The sequence below is a fragment of the Vibrio sp. Vb1574 genome, from assembly GCF_033338675.1.
In genome coordinates this window covers 12234-33429 of the sequence record NZ_JAWOTC010000035.1, presented here as the reverse complement: position 1 = coordinate 33429, position 21196 = coordinate 12234, and the positions used below count along the sequence as shown (strand labels likewise).

General features: G+C 44.6%; 19 protein-coding genes and 1 tRNA gene. 12 read left to right on the top strand and 8 right to left on the bottom strand.

The window, feature by feature from the left end:
* Nucleotides 1-412 precede the first annotated feature (412 nt).
* Complete coding sequence (locus R7O12_RS18075; RefSeq protein ID WP_318126202.1) at nt 413-3064, top strand: beta-N-acetylhexosaminidase; 2652 nt, start codon at nt 413-415, stop codon at nt 3062-3064.
* Between the two features lie 438 nt (nt 3065-3502).
* Entirely contained in the window at nt 3503-4195 is a 693-nt protein-coding gene (locus R7O12_RS18070) for an oligogalacturonate-specific porin KdgM family protein (protein WP_005382004.1), read from the top strand.
* Between the two features lie 65 nt (nt 4196-4260).
* Here the strand turns inward: R7O12_RS18070 and R7O12_RS18065 are convergent, their stop codons facing one another.
* Both R7O12_RS18065 and R7O12_RS18060 read right to left on the bottom strand, forming a co-directional pair.
* Nucleotides 4261-4710 carry a DUF411 domain-containing protein gene (locus tag R7O12_RS18065; RefSeq protein ID WP_017819980.1) on the bottom strand — a complete coding sequence of 150 codons (450 nt, stop codon included), beginning with the start codon at nt 4708-4710 and terminating at the stop codon, nt 4261-4263.
* Between the two features lie 21 nt (nt 4711-4731).
* Nucleotides 4732-7428, bottom strand: a complete 2697-nt coding sequence (locus R7O12_RS18060; protein WP_318126200.1) for a copper-translocating P-type ATPase — start codon at nt 7426-7428, stop codon at nt 4732-4734.
* Nucleotides 7429-7906: 478 nt separating this feature from the next.
* Between R7O12_RS18060 and chiP the strand changes: the two genes are divergently transcribed.
* The 4 genes from chiP (at nt 7907) to R7O12_RS18040 (ending at nt 12956) form a co-directional block, all read left to right on the top strand.
* Nucleotides 7907-9028, top strand: coding sequence for a chitoporin (gene chiP, locus R7O12_RS18055; protein WP_318126198.1), 1122 nt, complete (start codon nt 7907-7909; stop codon nt 9026-9028).
* A 123-nt stretch (nt 9029-9151) separates the two neighbouring features.
* Nucleotides 9152-9748 (top strand): DUF2057 domain-containing protein, encoded by a 597-nt coding sequence (locus R7O12_RS18050; RefSeq protein WP_318126196.1) that lies wholly within the window; start codon nt 9152-9154, stop codon nt 9746-9748.
* 177 nt (nt 9749-9925) lie between these two features.
* Complete coding sequence (gene gltX, locus R7O12_RS18045) at nt 9926-11353, top strand: glutamate--tRNA ligase (protein WP_318126194.1); 1428 nt, start codon at nt 9926-9928, stop codon at nt 11351-11353.
* Between the two features lie 640 nt (nt 11354-11993).
* Complete coding sequence (locus tag R7O12_RS18040; RefSeq protein WP_005382010.1) at nt 11994-12956, top strand: OmpA family protein; 963 nt, start codon at nt 11994-11996, stop codon at nt 12954-12956.
* Nucleotides 12957-13071: 115 nt separating this feature from the next.
* Here the strand turns inward: R7O12_RS18040 and R7O12_RS18035 are convergent, their stop codons facing one another.
* The 3 genes from R7O12_RS18035 to R7O12_RS18025 all read right to left on the bottom strand — a co-directional run bounded on the left by R7O12_RS18035 (nt 13072) and on the right by R7O12_RS18025 (nt 15243).
* The gene (locus R7O12_RS18035; protein ID WP_005382011.1) at nt 13072-13578 is read right to left on the bottom strand and encodes a hypothetical protein; all 507 of its coding nucleotides are present in this window, start codon (nt 13576-13578) and stop codon (nt 13072-13074) included.
* Between the two features lie 279 nt (nt 13579-13857).
* A tRNA-Arg gene (locus tag R7O12_RS18030) sits at nt 13858-13934 on the bottom strand.
* 175 nt (nt 13935-14109) lie between these two features.
* Nucleotides 14110-15243 carry a flagellar assembly protein FlgT gene (locus tag R7O12_RS18025; RefSeq protein WP_005382012.1) on the bottom strand — a complete coding sequence of 378 codons (1134 nt, stop codon included), beginning with the start codon at nt 15241-15243 and terminating at the stop codon, nt 14110-14112.
* Nucleotides 15244-15412: 169 nt separating this feature from the next.
* Between R7O12_RS18025 and R7O12_RS18020 the strand changes: the two genes are divergently transcribed.
* Both R7O12_RS18020 and flgP read left to right on the top strand, forming a co-directional pair.
* Complete coding sequence (locus tag R7O12_RS18020; RefSeq protein ID WP_005382013.1) at nt 15413-16051, top strand: FlgO family outer membrane protein; 639 nt, start codon at nt 15413-15415, stop codon at nt 16049-16051.
* Between the two features lie 9 nt (nt 16052-16060).
* Nucleotides 16061-16492 (top strand): flagellar assembly lipoprotein FlgP, encoded by a 432-nt coding sequence (gene flgP, locus R7O12_RS18015; protein ID WP_005382014.1) that lies wholly within the window; start codon nt 16061-16063, stop codon nt 16490-16492.
* Nucleotides 16493-16594: 102 nt separating this feature from the next.
* Here the strand turns inward: flgP and R7O12_RS18010 are convergent, their stop codons facing one another.
* The 3 genes from R7O12_RS18010 to flgA form a co-directional block, all read right to left on the bottom strand.
* Nucleotides 16595-17020 (bottom strand): flagella synthesis protein FlgN, encoded by a 426-nt coding sequence (locus R7O12_RS18010; RefSeq protein ID WP_005382015.1) that lies wholly within the window; start codon nt 17018-17020, stop codon nt 16595-16597.
* A 27-nt stretch (nt 17021-17047) separates the two neighbouring features.
* A complete protein-coding gene (flgM, locus tag R7O12_RS18005) occupies nt 17048-17362 on the bottom strand; it encodes a flagellar biosynthesis anti-sigma factor FlgM (RefSeq protein WP_005382018.1) in 315 nt (104 codons plus the stop codon).
* 116 nt (nt 17363-17478) lie between these two features.
* Nucleotides 17479-18225, bottom strand: a complete 747-nt coding sequence (gene flgA / locus R7O12_RS18000) for a flagellar basal body P-ring formation chaperone FlgA (protein WP_005382020.1) — start codon at nt 18223-18225, stop codon at nt 17479-17481.
* Between the two features lie 76 nt (nt 18226-18301).
* On the opposite strand from flgA, the gene R7O12_RS17995 reads away from it, so the two are divergent.
* From R7O12_RS17995 to flgC, 4 genes are all read left to right on the top strand, one after another.
* Nucleotides 18302-19228, top strand: coding sequence for a chemotaxis protein CheV (locus R7O12_RS17995; RefSeq protein ID WP_005382022.1), 927 nt, complete (start codon nt 18302-18304; stop codon nt 19226-19228).
* A gap of 11 nt (nt 19229-19239) precedes the next feature.
* A complete protein-coding gene (locus tag R7O12_RS17990) occupies nt 19240-20067 on the top strand; it encodes a CheR family methyltransferase (RefSeq protein WP_005382024.1) in 828 nt (275 codons plus the stop codon).
* Between the two features lie 303 nt (nt 20068-20370).
* Entirely contained in the window at nt 20371-20766 is a 396-nt protein-coding gene (flgB, locus tag R7O12_RS17985; protein ID WP_005382026.1) for a flagellar basal body rod protein FlgB, read from the top strand.
* 5 nt (nt 20767-20771) lie between these two features.
* The gene (gene flgC / locus R7O12_RS17980; protein ID WP_005393132.1) at nt 20772-21185 is read left to right on the top strand and encodes a flagellar basal body rod protein FlgC; all 414 of its coding nucleotides are present in this window, start codon (nt 20772-20774) and stop codon (nt 21183-21185) included.
* Nucleotides 21186-21196 lie beyond the last annotated feature (11 nt).

The following is a 21196-nucleotide window of genomic DNA, read 5'->3' as shown; positions in this document are numbered from 1 at the left end:
CGACAAAATCGTCATTTCTAAAAATATTGACGAGTTTTGACGACGAATAAATGAGAGTCACTTCACGAAAGGTAAATAGGTAATTCGCTTACTAATGGTTCACAAAATAATTAGGCGTGATCCAAATCTTACAAAATCAGTCGTAACTCATGAATATAAGTGACCTAGATCGCAGCAAACTCGTCAAAACAAGTTGTTCGATTTTGACGTGTATTGTAACTCCATGAAAATTAGGTTTTTATTGTTTTTGCTGAGTGTCATTTTTTGAGCTGGATCACTTCCTATTTCTATTTATTTTACGCTTAGAAATAACAGGTTGTATGTTGAATGTAACGGTTAGGCACCTCGCATTTGAGGGGCCGAGATTTTTATCATTGTCGTTTTGAACCACTGACTTTTTTGGGGAAGTAAGATGTTTAAACCTAGTCTGATTGCTGTTTCTGTTATCACTACATTAGCAGGTTGCTCTGCGCTGCAAAGCTCTGAACAACAAGTTGTAAACTCATTGGCTGATAACCTTGATATTCAATATGAAGTGTTGACTAACCACGGCGCAAATGAAGGTCTTGCGTGTCAAGACATGGGGGCAGAGTGGGCGTCTTGTAACAAGGTAAACATGACGCTGGTTAACCAAGGTGAAGCGGTTGACTCAAAAGATTGGGCTATTTACTTCCATAGCATTCGTCTGATTCTGGATGTTGAAAACGAACAGTTTAAAATCTCTCGCGTAACGGGTGATCTACACAAACTAGAACCAACAGATAAGTTTGATGGTTTTGCTGCGGGTGAAGAGGTTGTGCTTCCTCTTGTTGCTGAATACTGGCAGTTATTTGAAACTGACTTCATGCCAGGCGCTTTCGTTGCTGCACCAAATGCAGAGCCTAAGATGATCGCTTCTCTTAACACAGAAGACGTTGCATCTTTCGTGACTGGCCTTGAGGGTAACAACCTAAAACGTACGCCAGATGACAACAACGTATTTGCGAGCGCTGTGTCTCGTTTCGAGAAGAACGAAGATCTAGCAAAACAAGACGTATCAACCACGTTACTACCAACGCCAATGTCTGTTGAAGCAGGTAAAGGTACGGTAGATATCGCGGCGGGTATTGCGCTGCCTAAAGACGCATTCGATGCGGCTCAATACGCAGCAATTCAAGGTCGTGCAGAAGTGGTAGGTGTGGATGTTCGTGGTGATCTTCCTGTAAGCATCACTGTTGTTCCTGCAGACTTCACCGGTGAATTGGCAAAATCTGGTGCTTACGAAATGAGCATCAAAGGCGACAGTATTGCGATTAAAGCGTTTGACCAAGCAGGTGCTTTCTACGCAGTACAATCTATCTTTGGCCTGGTAGATAGCCAAAATGCTGATTCTCTACCACAACTGTCTATTAAAGATGCGCCGCGTTTTGATTACCGTGGTGTGATGGTGGACGTGGCTCGTAACTTCCACTCTAAAGACGCGATTCTTGCAACGCTTGACCAAATGGCCGCGTACAAGATGAACAAACTACACCTTCACCTAACGGATGATGAAGGCTGGCGTTTAGAAATCCCGGGTCTGCCTGAGCTGACTGAAGTGGGTGCTAACCGTTGTTTCGATTTGGAAGAGAAAAGCTGTTTACTGCCTCAGCTTGGCTCAGGTGCAACGACAGACAACTTTGGTTCTGGCTTCTTCAGCAAAGCAGACTACGTGGACATCTTGAAGTACGCGAAAGCGCGTAACATCGAAGTGATTCCTGAAATCGATATGCCAGCACACGCTCGTGCAGCAGTGGTATCAATGGAAGCACGTTACGACCGTCTAATGGAAGAAGGTAAAGAAGCAGAAGCGAACGAGTACCGCCTGATGGATCCTCAAGATACATCGAACGTAACAACGGTTCAGTTCTACAACAAGCAAAGCTTCATCAACCCATGTATGGAATCTTCAACTCGCTTTGTTGATAAAGTGATTTCAGAAGTAGCAGCAATGCACCAAGAAGCGGGCACGCCGCTAACAACATGGCACTTTGGTGGTGACGAAGCGAAGAACATCAAGCTAGGCGCTGGTCTGCAAGACATCAACGCAGAAGACAAAGTAAGCTGGAAGGGTAACATTGATTTGTCTAAGCAAGACAAGCCATTCGCACAGTCACCACAATGTCAGACGCTAATTGCAGACGGTACGGTAAGCGATTTTGCTCATCTACCAAGCCACTTTGCAGAAGAAGTGTCGAAGATGGTGGCAGAGAGAGGCATTCCAAACTTCCAAGCTTGGCAAGATGGCCTTAAGTACAGTGAAGGTGAGAAAGCGTTCGCAACAGAAAACACGCGTGTTAACTTCTGGGACGTTCTTTACTGGGGTGGCACATCATCAGTGTACGAATGGTCTAAGAAAGGTTACGACGTTATCGTTTCTAACCCAGACTACGTATACATGGACATGCCGTACGAAGTTGACCCGAAAGAGCGTGGTTACTACTGGGCGACGCGTGCAACAGATACTCGTAAGATGTTTGGTTTTGCACCAGAGAACATGCCTCAGAACGCAGAAACCTCTGTAGACCGCGATGGTAACGGCTTCACTGGTAAAGGTGAAATCAAAGCGAAACCTTTCTATGGTCTATCAGCACAGCTGTGGTCTGAGACAGTACGTAACGACGAGCAATACGAGTACATGGTATTCCCTCGCGTACTGGCAGCCGCTGAACGTGCATGGCACCGTGCTGATTGGGAAAACGACTACAAAGTGGGTGTTGAATACTCGCAAAACTCTAACCTAGTAAACAAAGCTGCGCTAAACCAAGACTACAACCGCTTTGCGAACCTACTTGGCCAACGCGAACTGGCTAAGCTAGAAAAAGCGGGTATCGACTACCGCCTACCTGTACCAGGCGCGAAAGTTGAAGAGGGTAAACTGGCAATGAACGTTCAGTTCCCGGGTGTGAAGCTTCAATACTCTCTAGACGGCAAGAACTGGCTAACTTACGCAGATAATGCTCGTCCAAATGTGAAAGGTGAAGTGTTTATCCGTTCTGTGTCAGCAACCGGTGAGAAAGCAAGTCGAGTGACCAGCGTGAAATAACTCGATTCTTGTAAGTTAATTTTTTGGCAAAGCCTCAACATCATGTTGGGGCTTTCTTTATTTTTTGAGGAAATTAAGCGTGATCGATGTCTAATTATTTTTCATTGATAAATAAGTTTTTGGTTGTAATGGTCAAGGTTATTGTGAACTGGATCGACTTAATCTGCTAAATATCAATAAACAACCTGTTTATGATCACACTTCTATTTTTTGAATAATTTTATAAAAATACGATAAGTGCCTGTATTTCCCATGTTTTTATCAGGGTTGTTGAGCTCGGTTTGAACAAGATCACTTTTTAAAATGTTTTATTTTCCATCGCGAATTAATTAAAACAATATTGCGAACGCCAAGGAGGCACATTCCAAAGTTTGCGATAAAAGGGAAGAGATGCCCTCTAAAACTATCGCATAACGTGAATAAATAAAGGCAGTAATTATGAAAAACATTTTTGCACTGAGTGCTCTTTCTCTCGCTTTCGCTTCTAGCGCTTTTGCTGGTTCTTCTTACGTAACAGGTAATGTTCAATTCCACGATGATGGTCGAATTCATGGTTCGGACGTTACGTCTACACTGGAAGCTGGTCATACTTTTGATAACCAATTCGGCGGCTTTACGGTTTACACCGAATTTGATGGTATTCAGTTGGGTAAACTGGAAACAGAAAACGGTGGCGCAGGTAACACAACACCAGCAATCACTGTGGGTGGTGAGCAGTCATTTAATATTACCGATCATTTATGGGTTGCCGCGGGTTACCAACACCTATTCTCTGCTGGCGAGAACGTACAGTACCGTCCATTGGTTAAGATCGGTTACAACTTCGATAACGGCATCTCCTTAAGTAACCGTACTCGTGCGCACATTGATGCGACAGACGCAGATGCGGATACAGATTACCGCATGGACAACCGCATCGGTTACGTGATGAATGAGGATGTGACGCTAAGCTACAACAACGTCTACATGATTGAAGCGGAAACCATGGACCACGAGCTTCGTGCAACGTGGACTCGTAAAGGTGTTCAACCTTACTTTGAGTTCCGTAGTCAAGCACACGGTGCAGAAAACGCGAGTGGTGACAGCCTAGTGAATAACGCTTTTGTATTTGGTGCCTCTTACGGCTTCTAATTTTATATTTGTCTTAACTATCCATTAAGAAAAAGCCCAGCGGTTTGTCTCGCTGGGCTTTGTTTTTATTTGCCGTTGCCTTCGTGGTGGCTATATTCGAACACTTGTCCTTTTTCGTTAAAGGCGTAAACGGTGTAGCTGTCTTTTTTGTCGCCATATTCCATACCAGGGGAGCCCATTGGCATGCCCGGTACTGATAGGCCTTTTGCGTTACGTAGTGGATTTTTCAAAAACGCTTTAATGTCTTCGGCTGGAATGTGACCTTCAAACAGATAGCCGTTGATCTCTGCCGTGTGGCAAGAGTAAAGCTGTTCATTCTTGATGCCTAGATCGCGTTTGATGGCGTTCATGTCATCGTGCAATTTTTCTTCGACCGTAAAGCCGTTCTCTTCCATGTGTTTTGTCCATTCTCCACAACAGCCACAGTATGGCGATTTATGGTTAATGACATCGGCTGCCAATACGTTGGCGGACACGGTCGCAAGCATTGCAAAGGTCAATAGTTTCAACTTCATAATACCCTCAAAAAGAAGTGGTTATTTTACTGAAAACAGTCGTAGTCGATTTGCATTACTAACGACAGTAATTGAAGACAGTGCCATTGCCGCTCCTGCGACAACAGGACTGAGCAAAAATCCAAACGCTGGGTAAAGCACACCAGCGGCAACTGGAATACCCAACGAGTTGTAAACAAAGGCACCAAATAGGTTTTGCTTCATGTTCTTAAGTGTAGCGCGAGAGAGTTCAATCGCATGTACTACCGCCATTGGTGACGTGTTCAGGATGGTCATTTGCGAACTTTCAATGACGACATCACTGCCGCTACCCATGGCAATACCTAGGTTGGATAACGCGAGAGCAGGGGCGTCGTTAATGCCATCCCCCACCATTGCCACGACATGTCCTTGAGATTGAAGTTGCTCAATGTGCTGAGCTTTCTCATCTGGCATTACTTGGGCAATCACTTCATCAATACCAAGTTCTTGGCCGATAGCATTGGCAACGTGTTGGTTATCGCCCGTCAGCATTACCGTTTTGATGCCTTGCGATTTTAATGCAGAGAGCGCTTGTTTCGCATCTGATTTGATCGGGTCGGCAATGGCGATCAGACCGATCAGTTCGCCGTTCAATGCCACAGCTACCGGAGTCCACGCATTTTTTGCGCATTCATCGATGGCGGGTTTTAGTGCGCTGGTCTCGACGTTCTCTGCTTGCATAAATTGAAGCGAACCAATGAGCAGCGGTTTATCTTGATACGTCGCCCAAATGCCGCGCCCGCGAACGTTCTCAAACTTGTCTAATGAGACACCCTTTGCGTCGTGTCGTTTGGCGTAATCACATACCGCTTTTGCCAGTGGGTGCTCAGACTGACGCTCTGCCGCATACGCTAAAGCCAATAGATCTTCTTGGCTGGTGGCGTGAGTAAACACTTGCTGAACGCTAGGTTTACCTTGGGTAAGCGTGCCAGTTTTGTCGAATACAACCGTGTCGACTTTGCTTGCCAATTGAAGGGCGTCGGCGTCTTTGATCAGAATGCCGAGCTCTGCGGCTTTACCCACTCCCACCGTGACAGAAAGTGGGGTTGCTAAGCCTAGAGCGCAAGGGCAGGCGATGATCAGGACGGTTGTGGTGACCACCAGCATATAACTCGCTTTTGGCTCTGGGCCAACGGCAAACCAAACGAGCGCGGCCAGTATTGCTATGCCAACAACGACAGGGACAAACACCGATGAAATCTGGTCTGCCAGTTTCGCGATGGCTGGCTTACTGCTTTGCGCTGTGCGCACCATGCGGATGATACGAGCCAGCATGGTATTTGCGCCAATGCCCGTTGCCTCAATGACTAATCCACCATCGGTATTTAATGTCCCAGCAGACACTTGAGCCTCTTGCGCTTTTAACACTGGTACTGGTTCACCAGTGAGCATCGACTCATCAATGTATGATTCACCTTGAATCACAACACCATCAACAGGCACTTTCTCGCCTGGTTTGATACGCAGTTTCATGCCTAGCGTGATTTGCTCAACCGTTATTTGTTGATCGCCTTGTTCCGTGATTACCGTAGCTTGCTGAGGTTGCAGGTTAATCAGAGCTTGCAATGAGCGTGTTGTGTTTGCTTTGGCTTTTGCTTCTATATAGTGACCAAGAGAAATTAAGCCGATGATCATTGCACTCGCTTCAAAGTACACGTGGCGTGAAGCAAGAGGGAACCAGCCTGGGAAAATCACCACAAGCATCGAATAGAACCACGCTGCGCCAGTACCGAGCGCGACTAACGTGTCCATGGTGGCGCGCTTGTGAGTAGCAGCTAACCAAGCGTTACTGAAGAAGTGTTTCCCTGCTGTGGCAAGAAGGAGTAAACATACGATACCGATCACTCCCCAAGCTAATTGGTCGTTGGTGTTGCGAATCATCATATTGCCGCCAGCAACGCCCCAAATCATTAAAGGGGCACCGACGACAAGACCAGCAATAGCATCCAGTTTAAAGCGTTTTTGTTGCTGACGTTGTTGCTGTGCTTGCTTTTCTTGCTGGGTTGCGGCGTCTTGTAGGATCTCTGCTTGGTAACCGGCTTGTTTTACCGATTCAACAATTGCGTTAAGGAGGTCATCAGAGTCTTGGCTTGCGAATACTAGTGCGCTTTGTTCTGCGAGGTTGACCTGTGCTTTCTCAACGCCTTCTACGTTAGTAAGTGCTTTCTCTACTGAAGAGACGCAACTCGCACACGTCATGCCTTGAATCAGCATTTGCAATTGAATACTCGCTGGTGGCACCTGCGTATCTTTAATATTGCTTTGCTTTTCTACCTGTTCGGTCTCTGGTGAGCTTTCGTTCTCTACTTCAACAGAATCAAGGTCGGCGGTATAGCCGAGTGTTGCTATTAAGTCGATCACTTGTTGCTCGGAGAGGAGGGTACGAATCTCTAAGTGCGTTGTTGAAGCCTCAAAAGAAATAACGTCTTGATTAGATTCTAATAAAGATGAAAGTTTTTTGACGCAGCCGCCACAGCTTAAGCCTGAAAGGTTTAGTTCGTAGTGATTTCCTGCTTGGTAACCAAGAGATTCAATCGACGAGACGAGCTCTTTAAGAGAAGACTCGGTTTTGACCTCTACTTGCGTCGGGGACAAATTGAGGATCTCCACATCGTGATTTGCATGTAAAGCCTTCTCAACTTTTCTCGCACAGCCCATGCAGTTGAGCCCTGATAAAGGTATAACTAACTGATACATAATCTGCACCTCAATAGTAGTGATGCTATGAGCTTAAACCTTCCTGCAAGGGTAAGGTCAATACCCATTTGCTACTCACAACAATTTCGTCAAAATCTCTCGAATCCCACAAGTGCACGGTCATTTTACTTGCGAGTGATCTCAAGGTTTTTTCTCTTTGAATATAAAGTTCCGTTAAAACACCTAAAAGATGAATGAAGTCGCTCACGTTTTTTAGATGCTCTCAATGTCAGTTCAGTGTCAAAACGTACTTTTAACGTTTTTTATTTTTTATAGTTGATGTTAAATAATTGTTTTTTATTGATTTATTTTATTTTTTATCTTCTCATTTTGAAGTCGCTCAGATTGCTGTAGGGAAAGTTTTTTAGTGCGAAAAAAGTTTGTCATATTTGCCCCGTCCAAACACTGTTTCAAGTTCCTGCCATGTCCTAGTTAGTGAATTTGAAAATGGAAAAAACTAAAAATATAGGGGTTTATAATGTCTTACCTAAAGAAAAGCCTACTTGCCACGGCAATTACCGGCATGATGTTCAGTGGTGCTGCATTTGCTGATGGTGCAAACAGTGACGCAGCAAAAGAGTTTCTAACCAAAGATTCATTTTCTTATGAAGTTTACGGGATCATCGCGATGCAGGCCGCGTACCGCGATTACGATTCTGGCAGCAAAGCAACGGACGATGACTTGGGTGGCATGCAGCTAAACAACGAATCTCGTATCGGTTTCCGTGGTAAGAAACAATTTGCTAACTTCGACCCTACTTTTATTTGGCAAATCGAAGGCGGTTATGTAGACCCTAGCTTTGGTGGCGAGGGCGCAGGTCTTGGTGAACGTGACACATTCGTCGGTTTTGAAAGTGCATCTTGGGGGCAAATTCGCCTGGGTCGCGTTTTGACACCTATGTACGAATTGGTTGACTGGCCAGCATTTAACCCTGGCCTGGGCGATGTATACGACTGGGGTGGTGCTATTGGTGGCGCCAAGTACCAAGACCGTCAATCAAACACTATCCGCTGGGACTCTCCAATGTTTGCTGACAAATTCTCCCTAGATATCGCAGCTGGTGCAGGTGATAAAGCAGGTCTAGGTGAAGGGGATGACTACTGGGGTGGTATCGCAGCACACTACAAAATTGGTCCTATCCAGTTAGATGCGGCATATGAAGGTAACCGTAATATCAAGATGGAAAGCCAAACGTGGGAAAACAACACGTACTTGGTAGGGGCACAAGGCTGGTTTGATAACGGGATCTCTTTCTTCGCCCAATACAAATACATGGAGGCGGACGCAAGCAATGGTGTGAGTGAAAAGCAAGATGCAATGTCTGCCGCTATCATGTACACCACGGGTGATTGGCAATACAAACTGGCTTACGCCGCTAACTTTGATCTAGAGCGTGATGGTAAGAAAATTAACGATACAGCGGACGATGTGTTATCAGCACAAGTTATGTATTTCGTAGACCCATCGGCAGTGCTGTACGTACGTGCTCGTACTCTAGACTTTGGCGACGGTGCGTCTCAATTAGATAAACCAACAGAAGCACGTTGGAAGTCTGCTGACTACGACGAGTTCTCTGTAGGTGTTGAATACTACTTCTAACTAAAGAAGCAGCTAAAAGGGCGGAAACGCCCTTTTTATCTTGATACTTATTCAAATAAGCCTTTGAAATGACTGGCCTGTAAGTTTTAGAGGCTTATCTAAATTGGTATAAAGTGAGAAACCATGATGAAAAAAACAACGACACTTCTCGGACTTTGCGCAATGCTTTCGGCGCCAGCTTTTGCTGCTCAACTCACTCTGCAATCTGAATTAGTCCCTCGCGTTCTCAACGGCGAGTTCGTCTACCCTGAGTGGATATCCAAGAATAACAGCATCGAGTTAAAAGATGGGGAAAACCAATTGGCGGTAACGGTTGGACAAATTGTATTTGAAGATGGAAAGCGCCGTAAATTCGATTCGCAGCCACTAGTATTAGAGTTTGGTGCAGAAAAAGACACCGAGCTTTCTATGACTTATCAAACATTCCGTACTATTGAAGAGGCGAGAGCCTTCGAACTCGATCCTAAAGTGGTATTGAAAGACAAAAACGGAAAAGAAGTGGCATTCTCTATGGTTCAACTTCGTAAAGGTGGTTTGCAAGGTTTTCGTGATTACGAACGAGAAGTTGCCGACTATAATAACGCAATGAATAAAGAATCGACTAAGGCAAGCATTGCGTCTTCTCCAGCGGAAACCAAAACAATCAAAGCATCGTTTAATGAATTGAGCCGTGAAGAGCAGCAAGAATTTATGCAATGGGCAATGCGTAACCTGAAGTAATTTCGCCTTGTGCTTTAACAGTAAATAGCAGGGCTGTGCCTTTTTGGTTCTGCCCTGTTTTTATTTCTGTTGTCAAACCGATTGTAGAATTGACTTACGGTGGTAAAATGTCGCCACTTTTATCCTTGACATTACAACGAGAGATCTCTCGTTGCTCATTACCCCTAAGGAACTCAAATGACGGTTAAAACTCGTTTTGCTCCTAGCCCAACTGGCTATCTACACGTTGGTGGTGCGCGTACTGCACTTTACTCTTGGCTATACGCTAAAAACCAAGGTGGTGAATTCGTTCTACGTATCGAAGATACAGACCTTGAGCGTAACTCTCAGGAAGCGGTTGATGCAATTCTTGAAGGCATGGAATGGCTAGGCTTGGAGTGGGATGAAGGTCCTTACTACCAAACTCAACGTTTTGACCGTTACAACGAAATGGTTGATAAGCTTCTTGCTGAAGACAAAGCTTACAAATGTTACGCCTCTAAAGAGCTGCTAGATGAAATCCGTGCAGAGCAAGAAGCAAATAAAGAAATGCCTCGCTACGATGCTAACCATCCAAAAATCAAAGCAGCAAACGAAGCGGCAAAAGATGGCGATCCATGTGTTATCCGTTTCCGTAACCCGAAAGAAGGCAGCGTAGTATTTGATGATCAAATCCGTGGTCGCATTGAAATCCGCAACGATCAAATGGATGACCTAATCATTCGTCGTACTGACGGTTCACCTACTTACAACTTCTGTGTAGTAGTGGATGACTGGGACATGGGTATCACTCACGTTGTTCGTGGCGAAGACCACATCAACAACACGCCTCGTCAAATCAACATCTACGAAGCACTAGGTGCCCCAGTACCTACATTTGCACACTGTGCAATGATCCTGGGTGATGATGGCGCGAAACTGTCTAAACGTCACGGCGCTGTATCAGTTATGCAATACCGCGATATGGGCTACCTGCCTGCGGCACTAAACAACTACCTAGTGCGCCTTGGTTGGTCTCATGGTGACCAAGAAATCTTCTCTCAAGAAGAGATGATCAATCTATTTAGCCTAAACGCAGTATCTAAGTCAGCGTCTGCTTTTAACACTGACAAACTGCAATGGTTGAACAACCACTACATCAAGAACTCAGATCCTGCGTACGTTGCTGAGCATCTACAATGGCATCTAGAGCAACAAAAACTAGACGTAACGAATGGTCCTGCTATCACTGACGTGATCAAGCTAGTGGGTGAGCGTTGCAACACGCTAGTTGAGCTAGCTGAGCAAATCCGTTACTTCTATGAAGATTTCTCTGAGTTTGAAGCGGGCGCAGCGAAGAAACACCTGCGTGGCGTGGCTAAAGAGCCTCTAGAACTTGCATTAGCGAAAGTGGAAGCACTAACTGAATGGACGACAGCTAACATCAAAGATGGCGTTATCGCAGCAGTATGTGAAGAGTTGGAAATCGGCATGGGCAAAATCGGTATGCCATTACGTGTTGCTGTAACAGGCGGCGGTCAGTCTCCTTCTGTCGATGCAGTAATGGAGCTGGTTGGAAAAGAGCGTTGTATTGCTCGCATTAAGATGGCGCTTGAGTTCATTGCTGAGCGTGAAGCAAACGCATAATTGCTTTGAACTGAACGTTCTTTTGAATAAATAGTCACAAAGCCGCGGTGAGCAACCGCGGCTTTTTTGTATCTTCAATTTAGATAACGAGAAACTTTCTCTCATATTGGTGAATGAAGAGATGGTTTCACCTGTAATTTACCTCAATATGGATAAGATTTTTTAATCCAAATATCGTTGGCGTGAATAAAAAACGAGCGATTACATATCAAATATCTGATTGATTTTTATCCATGCTCCTTAAAGTTCCATTTTATTTGTCTCATTTTTAAGAAAAACCTTTGCTTTAGCTATGTTGTTCAAAAAATTAAAGCAAACGTTTGCGTCGTGGTTGCGTGGGGATTTTTTTGCTTAAGATCACATGTTGTCGAGATTTTTGATGACAATAAATTGACAGAATTGGGATTTTTCTCGCGATTTCTTAGCGTTATAGTTCATCCCGTCAGCGATACCGAGATGGCGATATGTATCTCTGAACAGGAAATGTACGTAAGTTGCTTCCATAAAAAAAATGCATGTGCATAAAAAGAAGCTGACTAAGTATCTCACTCAAGGAATGAATAAAAAGAATTGAAATACAACGTCAGTCAGACGGCGCATTTCGGCATCTAACAAAAGAACTTCTTTAGAGGAATCAATAATGAAAAAATTAGCAGCGGTAATTTCAGCGTCTCTACTTATGGCTTCAGCAGCACAAGCAGAAGTATACGTTGGTGGTAAGATGGGTAAGTCATGGATGGAAGACGCGTGTGTAGCGGGCCAGGCTTGTGACAAAGACGATTCTACTCTTGGCGCTTTTGTTGGTTACGAAATGAATAAATACTTCGCAGTAGAAGCGGGTTTCGACAACATCGGTGATTTTAACCAAACTTCTTTCGGTGGCCACGTAGAAGCAATCACTCTTGCTCCTAAATTTAGCCTACCAATCACTGAAGACATCGCACTTTACGGTAAAGTGGGTGGCGCTTACGTAATGTTTGATGGCAAAGATGATTACTCTTACCTAGGCGCAGCTGGTCTTGAATTCAACCTAAGCCAAAACGTAACAGCTCGTGCGGAATACCAAACACTGACTGACATCAGCAACGATGTAACTCGTGCGACAGGTAACACTGCAACACTAGGTGTTTCTTTCAAATTCGGCGGCAACGATGAGCCAGTAATCGTAGAAGAGCCAGTTGTTGTTGAAGAAGTGGTTGTAGAAGAAGTGGTAGAAGAGCCAGTTGTAGTTACGAAAACATTCGAAACTCAAACAATTGGCACAGGTAGCTTCGATCTAAACAGCACAACTCTAAAACCAGAGAGCGCTGCAAAACTTGATAACCTAGTTGCTTTCCTAAACGAGCACCCACAAGCGAACGTTGAAGTTGTAGGTTACACAGATACGTCTGGTCCAGCAGCTTACAACCTAAAAGTTTCTGAAAAACGTGCTGAGTCTGTTGCTAACGCACTCGTTGAAAAAGGTATTGATTCATCACGTATCCAAGCTCGTGGCGAAGGTGAAAACAACCCAATCGCTTCAAACGACACTCGTGAAGGTCGTCAACAAAACCGTCGCGTAGAAGTCGTTGTTCCAGAATTTGAATACCAAGTTCAGCAATAAGCTCCTATTCGACCGTAGTATAGAAGACTGAAGCTGAAAGCCCCAAAGAGTTCGCTCTTTGGGGCTTTTTATTTCTCTTCAAAAAACTGACTGAAATGTTCAAAGTGGCCAGGTATTACTTAAGATCAATGCTGTTTAAACGCCCCATAAATGTCAGGATCTCCAAGTTATCTTTATGTGCTTCTAACAACGCTTTTTTGGTTTGCATGTAGGCGGCAAGTTTGCCGTACTTACTAATAGAGCGAACCACCGTTTTATATTTATACTCACCGTCATCATTGAACTCTCGCCACTTGGCGATGTAACACGTATCTCGGTTGTCAGGGTTTTCAAGAGTAGGGTTAGGCTTGTGAACGATTTTAGGCTCAACACTATGTGGAAGCCTAGTCATTAGGTAAGGGTCTTTCAAAAGACGTCGCCAGAATTTGCCCCACATTTGCCGGCCTAACTCGTTTCTCAGCTTAATGGCTTTTTGTAAGCCTTTCTTTTCTCCAATACGAACAAATCCTACCGAGCGGTGTAGTACCGTATCCTCGGGGGTATGGATATGTATCTTAAAGGCTGTCTTGCCTTTAGAAATAAAGCGGTGTCCAGTGTTAGTTATTAAATTGCTCTTAGACATAGTGCTAACTAATAATTTTATTAATAGCTAAAAGGGTAAGCAAAACTCATAGATAATTAAAGTAATAAAATACAAAACTGTAAATAGGGCTTGTTGAAATGATTTCAAGGGGAAGAAGTCAGATCAGTAGAAGGCTTTATCCCGTAACCGAAACACCCGATCCGATCATATTGATTACTGGGAAGATTATCTAACACGGTGTACTAGGGGGAGCAGTGCGAGGCTTGAAATTGAAGATACAAAAAAGCCTTAGCTCAAGTGGGAGCTAAGGCTATGATATGGCGCCCCCAGTAGGATTCGAACCTACGACCTGTCCCTTAGGAGGGGACTGCGCTATCCAGCTGTGCCATGGGGGCGTAATACCAATAGTTGCAGTTCATTGCACTGTTTTACTGAGTTCAAATCTAGCAATCTACCAGATCTGTATCAGCATCACGTTGAACGATTCGCTACGGTCATTGGTATAATCAAATAAGATGCGCTGCCTATGATATTCAAAAGTGAGCATATCTCAAGACTTAATGTTTGCTTTTATAGGATCTTGTTCATTACGTCGCCAATTTGAACGCTAGATGCTAAATTTGGCTGATCAATCGTCAGTTCCGCTTCGTGTTCGTATATACGTGATACCGTTAATGTAATTTCGCTTTGCGAGACTTTGTTTCTTGGCAATCCATTTTGGTCGATAAACGACGCGGTGTGCCAAAGCTGCAATTTGTCTCCCTCTTTTACGCCGTGCATACGGCCGAGATCCATCGTTACGGTATTACCGAAGACTGCCACAACCTCTGGCAGTGTAATTTTGCAAGATAGCTCCGACTCCAGATCCAACATAATATTGCGACTAACGCGAAGCATCATCTCGCCATAGGTCGATGCCCAAAAACGTGCACTACGAGTGTCCACTTGACTCGTCTTAGCAAATGGCCAACGCGCGACCTCACGGTAGGCTTTGTTGAAGATTTCATGGCCAGTTTTACCATCAAATACTTTCATTTCTAACGCAAACTGACGATTGATGATGTCATCTTGCAATAGTTGAGATTCGACCGTTGCAGTGAGATCGGTGATGACCCCTCCAATGATGTATTGTGCGCCATTGTCTTGCGCGATCATTTGAGTGCGAGCAGGATAGTTGCTGCTTATTGAGTAGTCCGTTGTACCAACAGACACAAAGCTGCGTGAGGTTTGATCAAGTTGACGGTTCACTACGTGGCTAAAATCGTCACCAACTTGATAAATTTGTCCCATCACTGCTTGTTGTGGTGATGCGACCTCAATATTGCCGACCAGCATTGTCTTTTTGTATTGATCGGTGTGGCAACCCGTTGCCGATGGATAAATATCAACGCGGATTTTTACCTCGACTTTACCGCGACGTTTGCGTTCAGATTCGACCAAAATGTAACGGACTTCATGATTGGTAAACTGGTATTCGTTGCGGCTTTCTTCTAATAGCGGCATCAAGTTGCTAATACTGCCAATATCTGCGCCCGAAAAATTGACGGCTTTGAACAGCGCGTCTTCCAACGCATGGAGCCTTGCCGTCTCTTCTGAAGAAACGATGGTGGCAACGCCTGTGACTTCATACCAAGATGCCATTACCTTAAAAGGCACAAGCATCACTAAAGTGATTGAAAACAGACTGTTTAATATTTTTTTCATTGGTTACAACCGTTCGGGTATAAATATTGCTTTAACAAATTCAGTGAAGTTTGGTGGGTTTTTCTTCGTTAGGCAAACAAAGAAAAGCAAAGACTGTTCCAATATTCACTTTCTTGGAAAGGAATTAATAAAGAACGGTATCACCTAAGATTATCTGGAGAATCAAACCATGAAAAAGTGGCTTGTCGCTGCATCGATGATGACGCTTCTGACATCGTGCGCGTACTCACCGATTTACAATGGTAAAGAACCTTACTCGGGAAGCCAGTTCATGCTGATGGATAGTCCGCGTCATACGATGGACTTTTTCATTGAGAGCATGACAGAAGACCTGATGGTTTCTAATGTGGCAGTATCAGCGCGGACACCGATTGCGATTACCTCGTTTGTTGATCTACAAAATATGGATGCAACAAACTGGTTAGGTAACTCGGTCTCTGAAGGTTTTATCCATCAGTTTCAGCGCCGAGGGTTTAAAGTGGTTGATTTCAAAACTACGGGCTCTATTCAAGTGACGCAGCAGGGCGATTTTGCTTTAAGTCGTGATTGGCAAGATTTAGCTCAAGAGCAGCAAATTCAGTATGTACTGACCGGAACAATGTTGCGCCAAGAGGGCGGAGTGCTTGTCAATGCACGCGTGGTTGGCATGCAAAGCCGTGTAGTTGTAGCGACAGCGCAAGGTTTCCTTCCGGCTGACCGTATTGGGCGTGACTTAGATACGTTAAATAGCATCCGCACACAAGATGGTGTGTTGATTCGTTCTGACCCTACCATTCGTCAGCCGTACACTGTGATTCTCCGTCCATAGGATAGAAGCATGAAGAAGTTATTATTTATTGTTGCCACACTGATATTGGTTGGGTGTCAGCCATTACAACAGATGCGTCAAGATGAAATCTTAGTGGCGGTGGGCTACGCCAGCGTCAGTGAGCAAACAGGCCGCACAGTAGAAGAAAAGCGTGTACGTGCAATGCGCGCATCAAAAATTGATGCTTATCGTGAGCTAGCAGAGCAAGTTTATGGCATGCGTGTTAGTGGACGTGCAGAGCTGCAAGACCAGCGTTTGGGTATTGAAAGCACCACTGGTGCCGTCGATGGTGTAATTCGTGGTGCAGAAGTTGTGCGTAGTTATCTTGTTGAAGACAGTTATGTGACTGAGCTGCGTCTGGATATCCGTAAGATGGATAAGCTACGTGATTATGGAGAAGTTCAGCAAGTGCCTGAGAAGCGTCAGCAAACTTTGTTTTAAACCATTTCACTAGACAGATAATCTTTTTGAGCGGCTGATTGGTAACAATGAGTCGCTTTTTTATATCTACGTGAGCGCGGGAATTGAGGGTAGGAGTGACGTTTAAGCTTTTATATTGGTGCCAAGCGTCGAGATGGTGTGGGTTTTTCCGCCCGCATTGTAGGTCATGCCAACTTTGCCATGAGTTCGCTGAAGCATGTTGTTGAGTTTATTGAAGCTCAGCTGTGCGCGACTAAGCGATTCGCCATTTACTTGGTTAACTTGTTGACAGTCTAGGACGATCGATTGGATCTGAGCAACAACCTGACTTAGGTGCTCATCTTCAGTAAGTTGATTGACGTGCGGGTGAGAGGCGATTCGCTGATCAGTTGTTCTGAGCTGATCAATGAGCGTCATCTTCTGTTTGGCAATGTTCTCAATCTCGGTAGAGACACGCGCCGTGATTGCTTGTGTTTCTTGGCGTAAAACAGCGGAAAGTGCCTTAGCATTTTCTAGCTGGAAATTAACGAGATCGACTAATGCTGCCATAAAATACTTACCTTCGGCCTAAGTCAGTTAGCTTTTGCCTTGCAATTCGTTTTCAAACTTAATCATGTTGTCAGCCAATTTTTCAGGATCGACTTTGTATGAACCGTTTGTGATAGCTTCTTTGATTGCTGCAACTTTGGCGCTGTCATATGCCGGAGAAGCTGCCATATCCTTCTGGAGTTTACTGACGGCTTTACTTTGCTGGCTGAGTGATACTGCGTCTTGTTGCGCTGGCGCCTTTTTTGATTCTGTCGTGCTGGTAGCATTGGAATCGTTACGTGCAGGTGCGCGACTTGTTGTCGTCATCATTTGCCCTGAACGTATATTATCTATACCTGCCATGTTTAACCTTTGCCTTGTATCGTAATACTGGTATCCAGACTATCGACCAGCGCAAAAATAACTTTAGTCATTTTTTGCATTTTTATTGATCAGTTTAAACACGCTACCAGTGGGTATTAAAAATTAACAGTGATTTCCGCAATGTCAGTCACTATGCCTTCTATTATACGTTGTGACTTATCATTTTTCACTCTTACTTGATCGCCAGCTGAACCATCCTGCAATGCTGTGCCTTGCGTTGTGATCGTCATGCCAGAATTCACCGCTTTGATAATGACCTTTTCATTTCGGCATACCACACAAACATCATTTCTCTCTACGACATCGCCTAAACGAACATTACGCTTTAGCTTTGCCCCAACCACTTGATCGTAGCTAGAAAATCCATCTTTACGAAAGCGCTGTAGCTCGATCATGGAAGTGGTAACATCCGATGCGCTGACGATTTCTCCTCTCCCTAGTGTTCGTGTAGCGACGATCATTGGTACTGATACCGAGATCCTCACAGGGACATAGACTTTCCAGTCATCCGGTTGGCATTCCACTAACACATTGATGTTACTTCTCGTGCTGCTGGTGGAAGAGGCAGATGTATCTAACGGAACAGGGCAATCCGTTGCTTTTATTCTCGAGTCGATCTCTGCCGCATTAACAGATAGCTCGCCACCATCAGGCTGATCAACCGTAGCAAGAATATGTTGTTCTGCTGCTGTTTTTATTTGCTCGATCTGATTATCTGAAGCTGAATGAACAAAAAAGCTAAACATACTGAGCAAAATGCCGATAGACTTAGCGTACTTTGTAATTAGCGCTCTACATATTGTCATAGTCAATGGTGTCGAAGTGAAAGTGAAATACGCCATACTGTCTCCCTGGTATCGTGCTTGCCAGTGGTAGAGTATCATTTAAAAACAAAAAGTTTGAGATGGAGATGAGCATATGACGGGGATTCTTGACTCGGTGAATCAGCGTACGCAACTCGTCGGTCAGAACCGATTGGAATTATTGACCTTTCGACTGATGGGCCGACAGCGCTACGGCATTAACGTATTCAAAGTGAAAGAAGTACTACAGTGCCCTAAGCTGACTTCAATGCCAAATCTACACCCTCTGGTTAAAGGTATCGCTCATATCCGCGGCCATACCGTGTCCGTTATTGATTTGAGCCTGGCAATTGGTGGCCGCCCAACCACTGATTTAGATAAATGTTTTGTTGTTATTGCAGAATTTAACCGTACGATCCAAGCATTTTTGGTATCATCGGTTGAGCGTATTATCAATATGCATTGGGAAGCGATTTTGCCACCGCCAGACGGCGCAGGTAAAGCGCACTACTTGACTGCCGTGACAAACATTGACAATGAGCTGGTTGAAATCCTTGACGTTGAAAAAATCCTGGCAGAAATTGCGCCAGTTGATGAAACGATGGATTCCGCTATTGGCGAAGAAATCGCACAAGCAGAACAAGAAAAGCCTATTGTACGCCGCATACTGATTGCTGATGACTCGACGGTCGCGCGTAAACAGGTAGAGCGTGCGATTACATCCATCGGTTTTGAGGTCGTATCTGTCAAAGACGGCAAAGAAGCGTACAATAAGTTGATTGAAATGGCTCAAGAAGGCAATATCTACGATCAAATTTCGTTGGTTATTTCCGATATTGAAATGCCAGAAATGGACGGCTATACCTTAACGGCTGAAATTCGCAGACATGCCGATTTGAAAGACCTTTATGTTATCCTCCATTCTTCATTAAGTGGTGTATTCAACCAAGCTATGGTTGAGCGTGTAGGTGCCAACACCTTCATTGCGAAATTTAACCCAGATGAGTTGGGTAACGCGGTTAAATCTGCATTAACACAATAAAAGAGACATTAATGACTGCTATTACAATCAGTGATCAAGAGTATCGTGACTTTAGCCGTTTTCTAGAATCGCAATGTGGCATCGTGTTAGGTGATAGCAAGCAATACCTCGTGCGTAGCCGACTGAGTCCTTTAGTGACGAAGTTTAAGCTCGCATCGTTATCAGATTTGCTACGTGATGTTGTTACAGGGCGTAATCGAGAATTACGAGTCGCCGCTGTGGATGCGATGACGACTAACGAAACTTTGTGGTTTCGAGATACTTATCCGTTCACGGTTTTAGCTGACAAATTATTGCCAGAAGTAGCGGCAAGCAAGCGCCCAATTAAGATCTGGTCTGCTGCCAGTTCATCGGGCCAAGAACCGTATTCTATTGCAATGACGATCCTGGAAACGCAACAGCGCAAGCCGGGCTTGTTACCAAACGTGTCCATTACAGCCACAGACATTTCGGCAAGTATGCTCGAGATGTGTCGTGCAGGGGTGTACGACAACTTGGCTTTGGGTCGCGGGCTTTCACCAGAACGTCGTCGCACCTTCTTTGAAAATGCGGACGGTGGTCGCATGAAAGTCAAAGATAACGTCAAGCGTTTGGTGAACTTTCGTCCACAAAACTTGATGGACAGTTACGCACTGATGGGTAAGTTCGACATCATTTTCTGTCGTAACGTATTGATTTACTTTTCTCCAGAAATGAAATCTAAAGTGCTTAACCAAATGGCGAGCAGTTTAAACCCTGGTGGTTACTTGCTGTTAGGGGCATCAGAGTCGCTAACTGGTCTGACTGATAAATTTGAAATGGTGCGCTGTAATCCGGGCATCATTTACAAGCTTAAATAGCGGTATCTCTTCATTGATAGAAAAGCCTGACTTCGTGTCAGGCTTTTTTGTTTGTTACCTTTCTGCGCCGAGTGCTTCATGTATCACTCAATTAGTTGAAGCGCGTTTTTGCCTTGTGCCCTCAACACGGTGTATCTTTATTAAGTGAGCAAAGTGATACGACATGACATTCCAGTTACTTTGGCTCACTTATTGCTATTTCAATTCACGGTAACCACTAGGTTGGTGTAATGCTTTAGGTTTTGGCATGCTAATTGCTTTTTGGTTATCAATCACGGTCAGTTCTTAATTGTAGAGGCAAACATGGCTATATCTTTTGACAATGCACTAGGCATCCACCAGCACACGGTGGGCGTACGTGAGCGCAATGCAGAGGTGATTTCCACCAACATCGCACAAGCAAACACGCCTGGTTACAAAGCAAGAGGTTTAGACTTTGCGAAGGAATTGCAAGCGGCAACATCTGGGGCAAGCATTGGTCTTAGTCGCACAGATGGTCGGCATATTCCTGCCACTACAACGTTGGTTGGGGACAAGTTATATCGTCTTCCTACGCAACCAGATACGGGAGATGGCAACACGGTAGACTTGGATTTAGAGCGTAACTTGTTTATGCAAAACCAAATCAGACACCAAGCATCACTCGACTTTCTAGGCAGCAAATTCAAGAACTTAACCAAAGCAATCAAAGGGGAATAATTTAGATGAGCTTATTTAACGTTTTCAATGTGACAGGTTCCGCAATGAGCGCTGAATCCGTTCGTCTGAATACTACCTCAAGCAACTTGGCGAACGCCGACAGTGTCAGCAGCTCTGCGAAAGACACTTACAAAGCGCGTCATGCCGTGTTTGGTGCAGAGTTAAGTAACGCCATGCGTGGCGGTGATACGGTGCCAGTGAAAGTGATGGGTATTGTAGAAAGTGATAAACCGCTGAGTGCGGAGTACAACCCAGACCATCCCCTTGCAAACGAAGAAGGCTACATCTACAAGCCTAACGTCAATGTAATGGAAGAAATGGCAAACATGATTTCAGCTTCTCGTGCATATCAGACTAATGTACAAGTCGCTGATTCTAGTAAACAAATGCTGCTGCGTACGCTGCAGATGGGTCAATAAGGATAAGGGGG

Excerpts from the sequence above, each read along its gene's own strand:
- R7O12_RS18075 (WP_318126202.1), top strand. The coding sequence starts at position 413 with ATGTTTAAACCTAGTCTGATTGCTGTTTCTGTTATCACTACATTAGCA.
- R7O12_RS18070 (WP_005382004.1), top strand. The coding sequence starts at position 3,503 with ATGAAAAACATTTTTGCACTGAGTGCTCTTTCTCTCGCTTTCGCTTCT.
- R7O12_RS18065 (WP_017819980.1), bottom strand. The coding sequence starts at position 4,710 with ATGAAGTTGAAACTATTGACCTTTGCAATGCTTGCGACCGTGTCCGCC.
- R7O12_RS18060 (WP_318126200.1), bottom strand. The coding sequence starts at position 7,428 with ATGTATCAGTTAGTTATACCTTTATCAGGGCTCAACTGCATGGGCTGT.
- chiP (WP_318126198.1), top strand. The coding sequence starts at position 7,907 with ATGTCTTACCTAAAGAAAAGCCTACTTGCCACGGCAATTACCGGCATG.
- R7O12_RS18050 (WP_318126196.1), top strand. The coding sequence starts at position 9,152 with ATGATGAAAAAAACAACGACACTTCTCGGACTTTGCGCAATGCTTTCG.
- gltX (WP_318126194.1), top strand. The coding sequence starts at position 9,926 with ATGACGGTTAAAACTCGTTTTGCTCCTAGCCCAACTGGCTATCTACAC.
- R7O12_RS18040 (WP_005382010.1), top strand. The coding sequence starts at position 11,994 with ATGAAAAAATTAGCAGCGGTAATTTCAGCGTCTCTACTTATGGCTTCA.
- R7O12_RS18035 (WP_005382011.1), bottom strand. The coding sequence starts at position 13,578 with ATGTCTAAGAGCAATTTAATAACTAACACTGGACACCGCTTTATTTCT.
- R7O12_RS18025 (WP_005382012.1), bottom strand. The coding sequence starts at position 15,243 with ATGAAAAAAATATTAAACAGTCTGTTTTCAATCACTTTAGTGATGCTT.
- R7O12_RS18020 (WP_005382013.1), top strand. The coding sequence starts at position 15,413 with ATGAAAAAGTGGCTTGTCGCTGCATCGATGATGACGCTTCTGACATCG.
- flgP (WP_005382014.1), top strand. The coding sequence starts at position 16,061 with ATGAAGAAGTTATTATTTATTGTTGCCACACTGATATTGGTTGGGTGT.
- R7O12_RS18010 (WP_005382015.1), bottom strand. The coding sequence starts at position 17,020 with ATGGCAGCATTAGTCGATCTCGTTAATTTCCAGCTAGAAAATGCTAAG.
- flgM (WP_005382018.1), bottom strand. The coding sequence starts at position 17,362 with ATGGCAGGTATAGATAATATACGTTCAGGGCAAATGATGACGACAACA.
- flgA (WP_005382020.1), bottom strand. The coding sequence starts at position 18,225 with ATGGCGTATTTCACTTTCACTTCGACACCATTGACTATGACAATATGT.
- R7O12_RS17995 (WP_005382022.1), top strand. The coding sequence starts at position 18,302 with ATGACGGGGATTCTTGACTCGGTGAATCAGCGTACGCAACTCGTCGGT.
- R7O12_RS17990 (WP_005382024.1), top strand. The coding sequence starts at position 19,240 with ATGACTGCTATTACAATCAGTGATCAAGAGTATCGTGACTTTAGCCGT.
- flgB (WP_005382026.1), top strand. The coding sequence starts at position 20,371 with ATGGCTATATCTTTTGACAATGCACTAGGCATCCACCAGCACACGGTG.
- flgC (WP_005393132.1), top strand. The coding sequence starts at position 20,772 with ATGAGCTTATTTAACGTTTTCAATGTGACAGGTTCCGCAATGAGCGCT.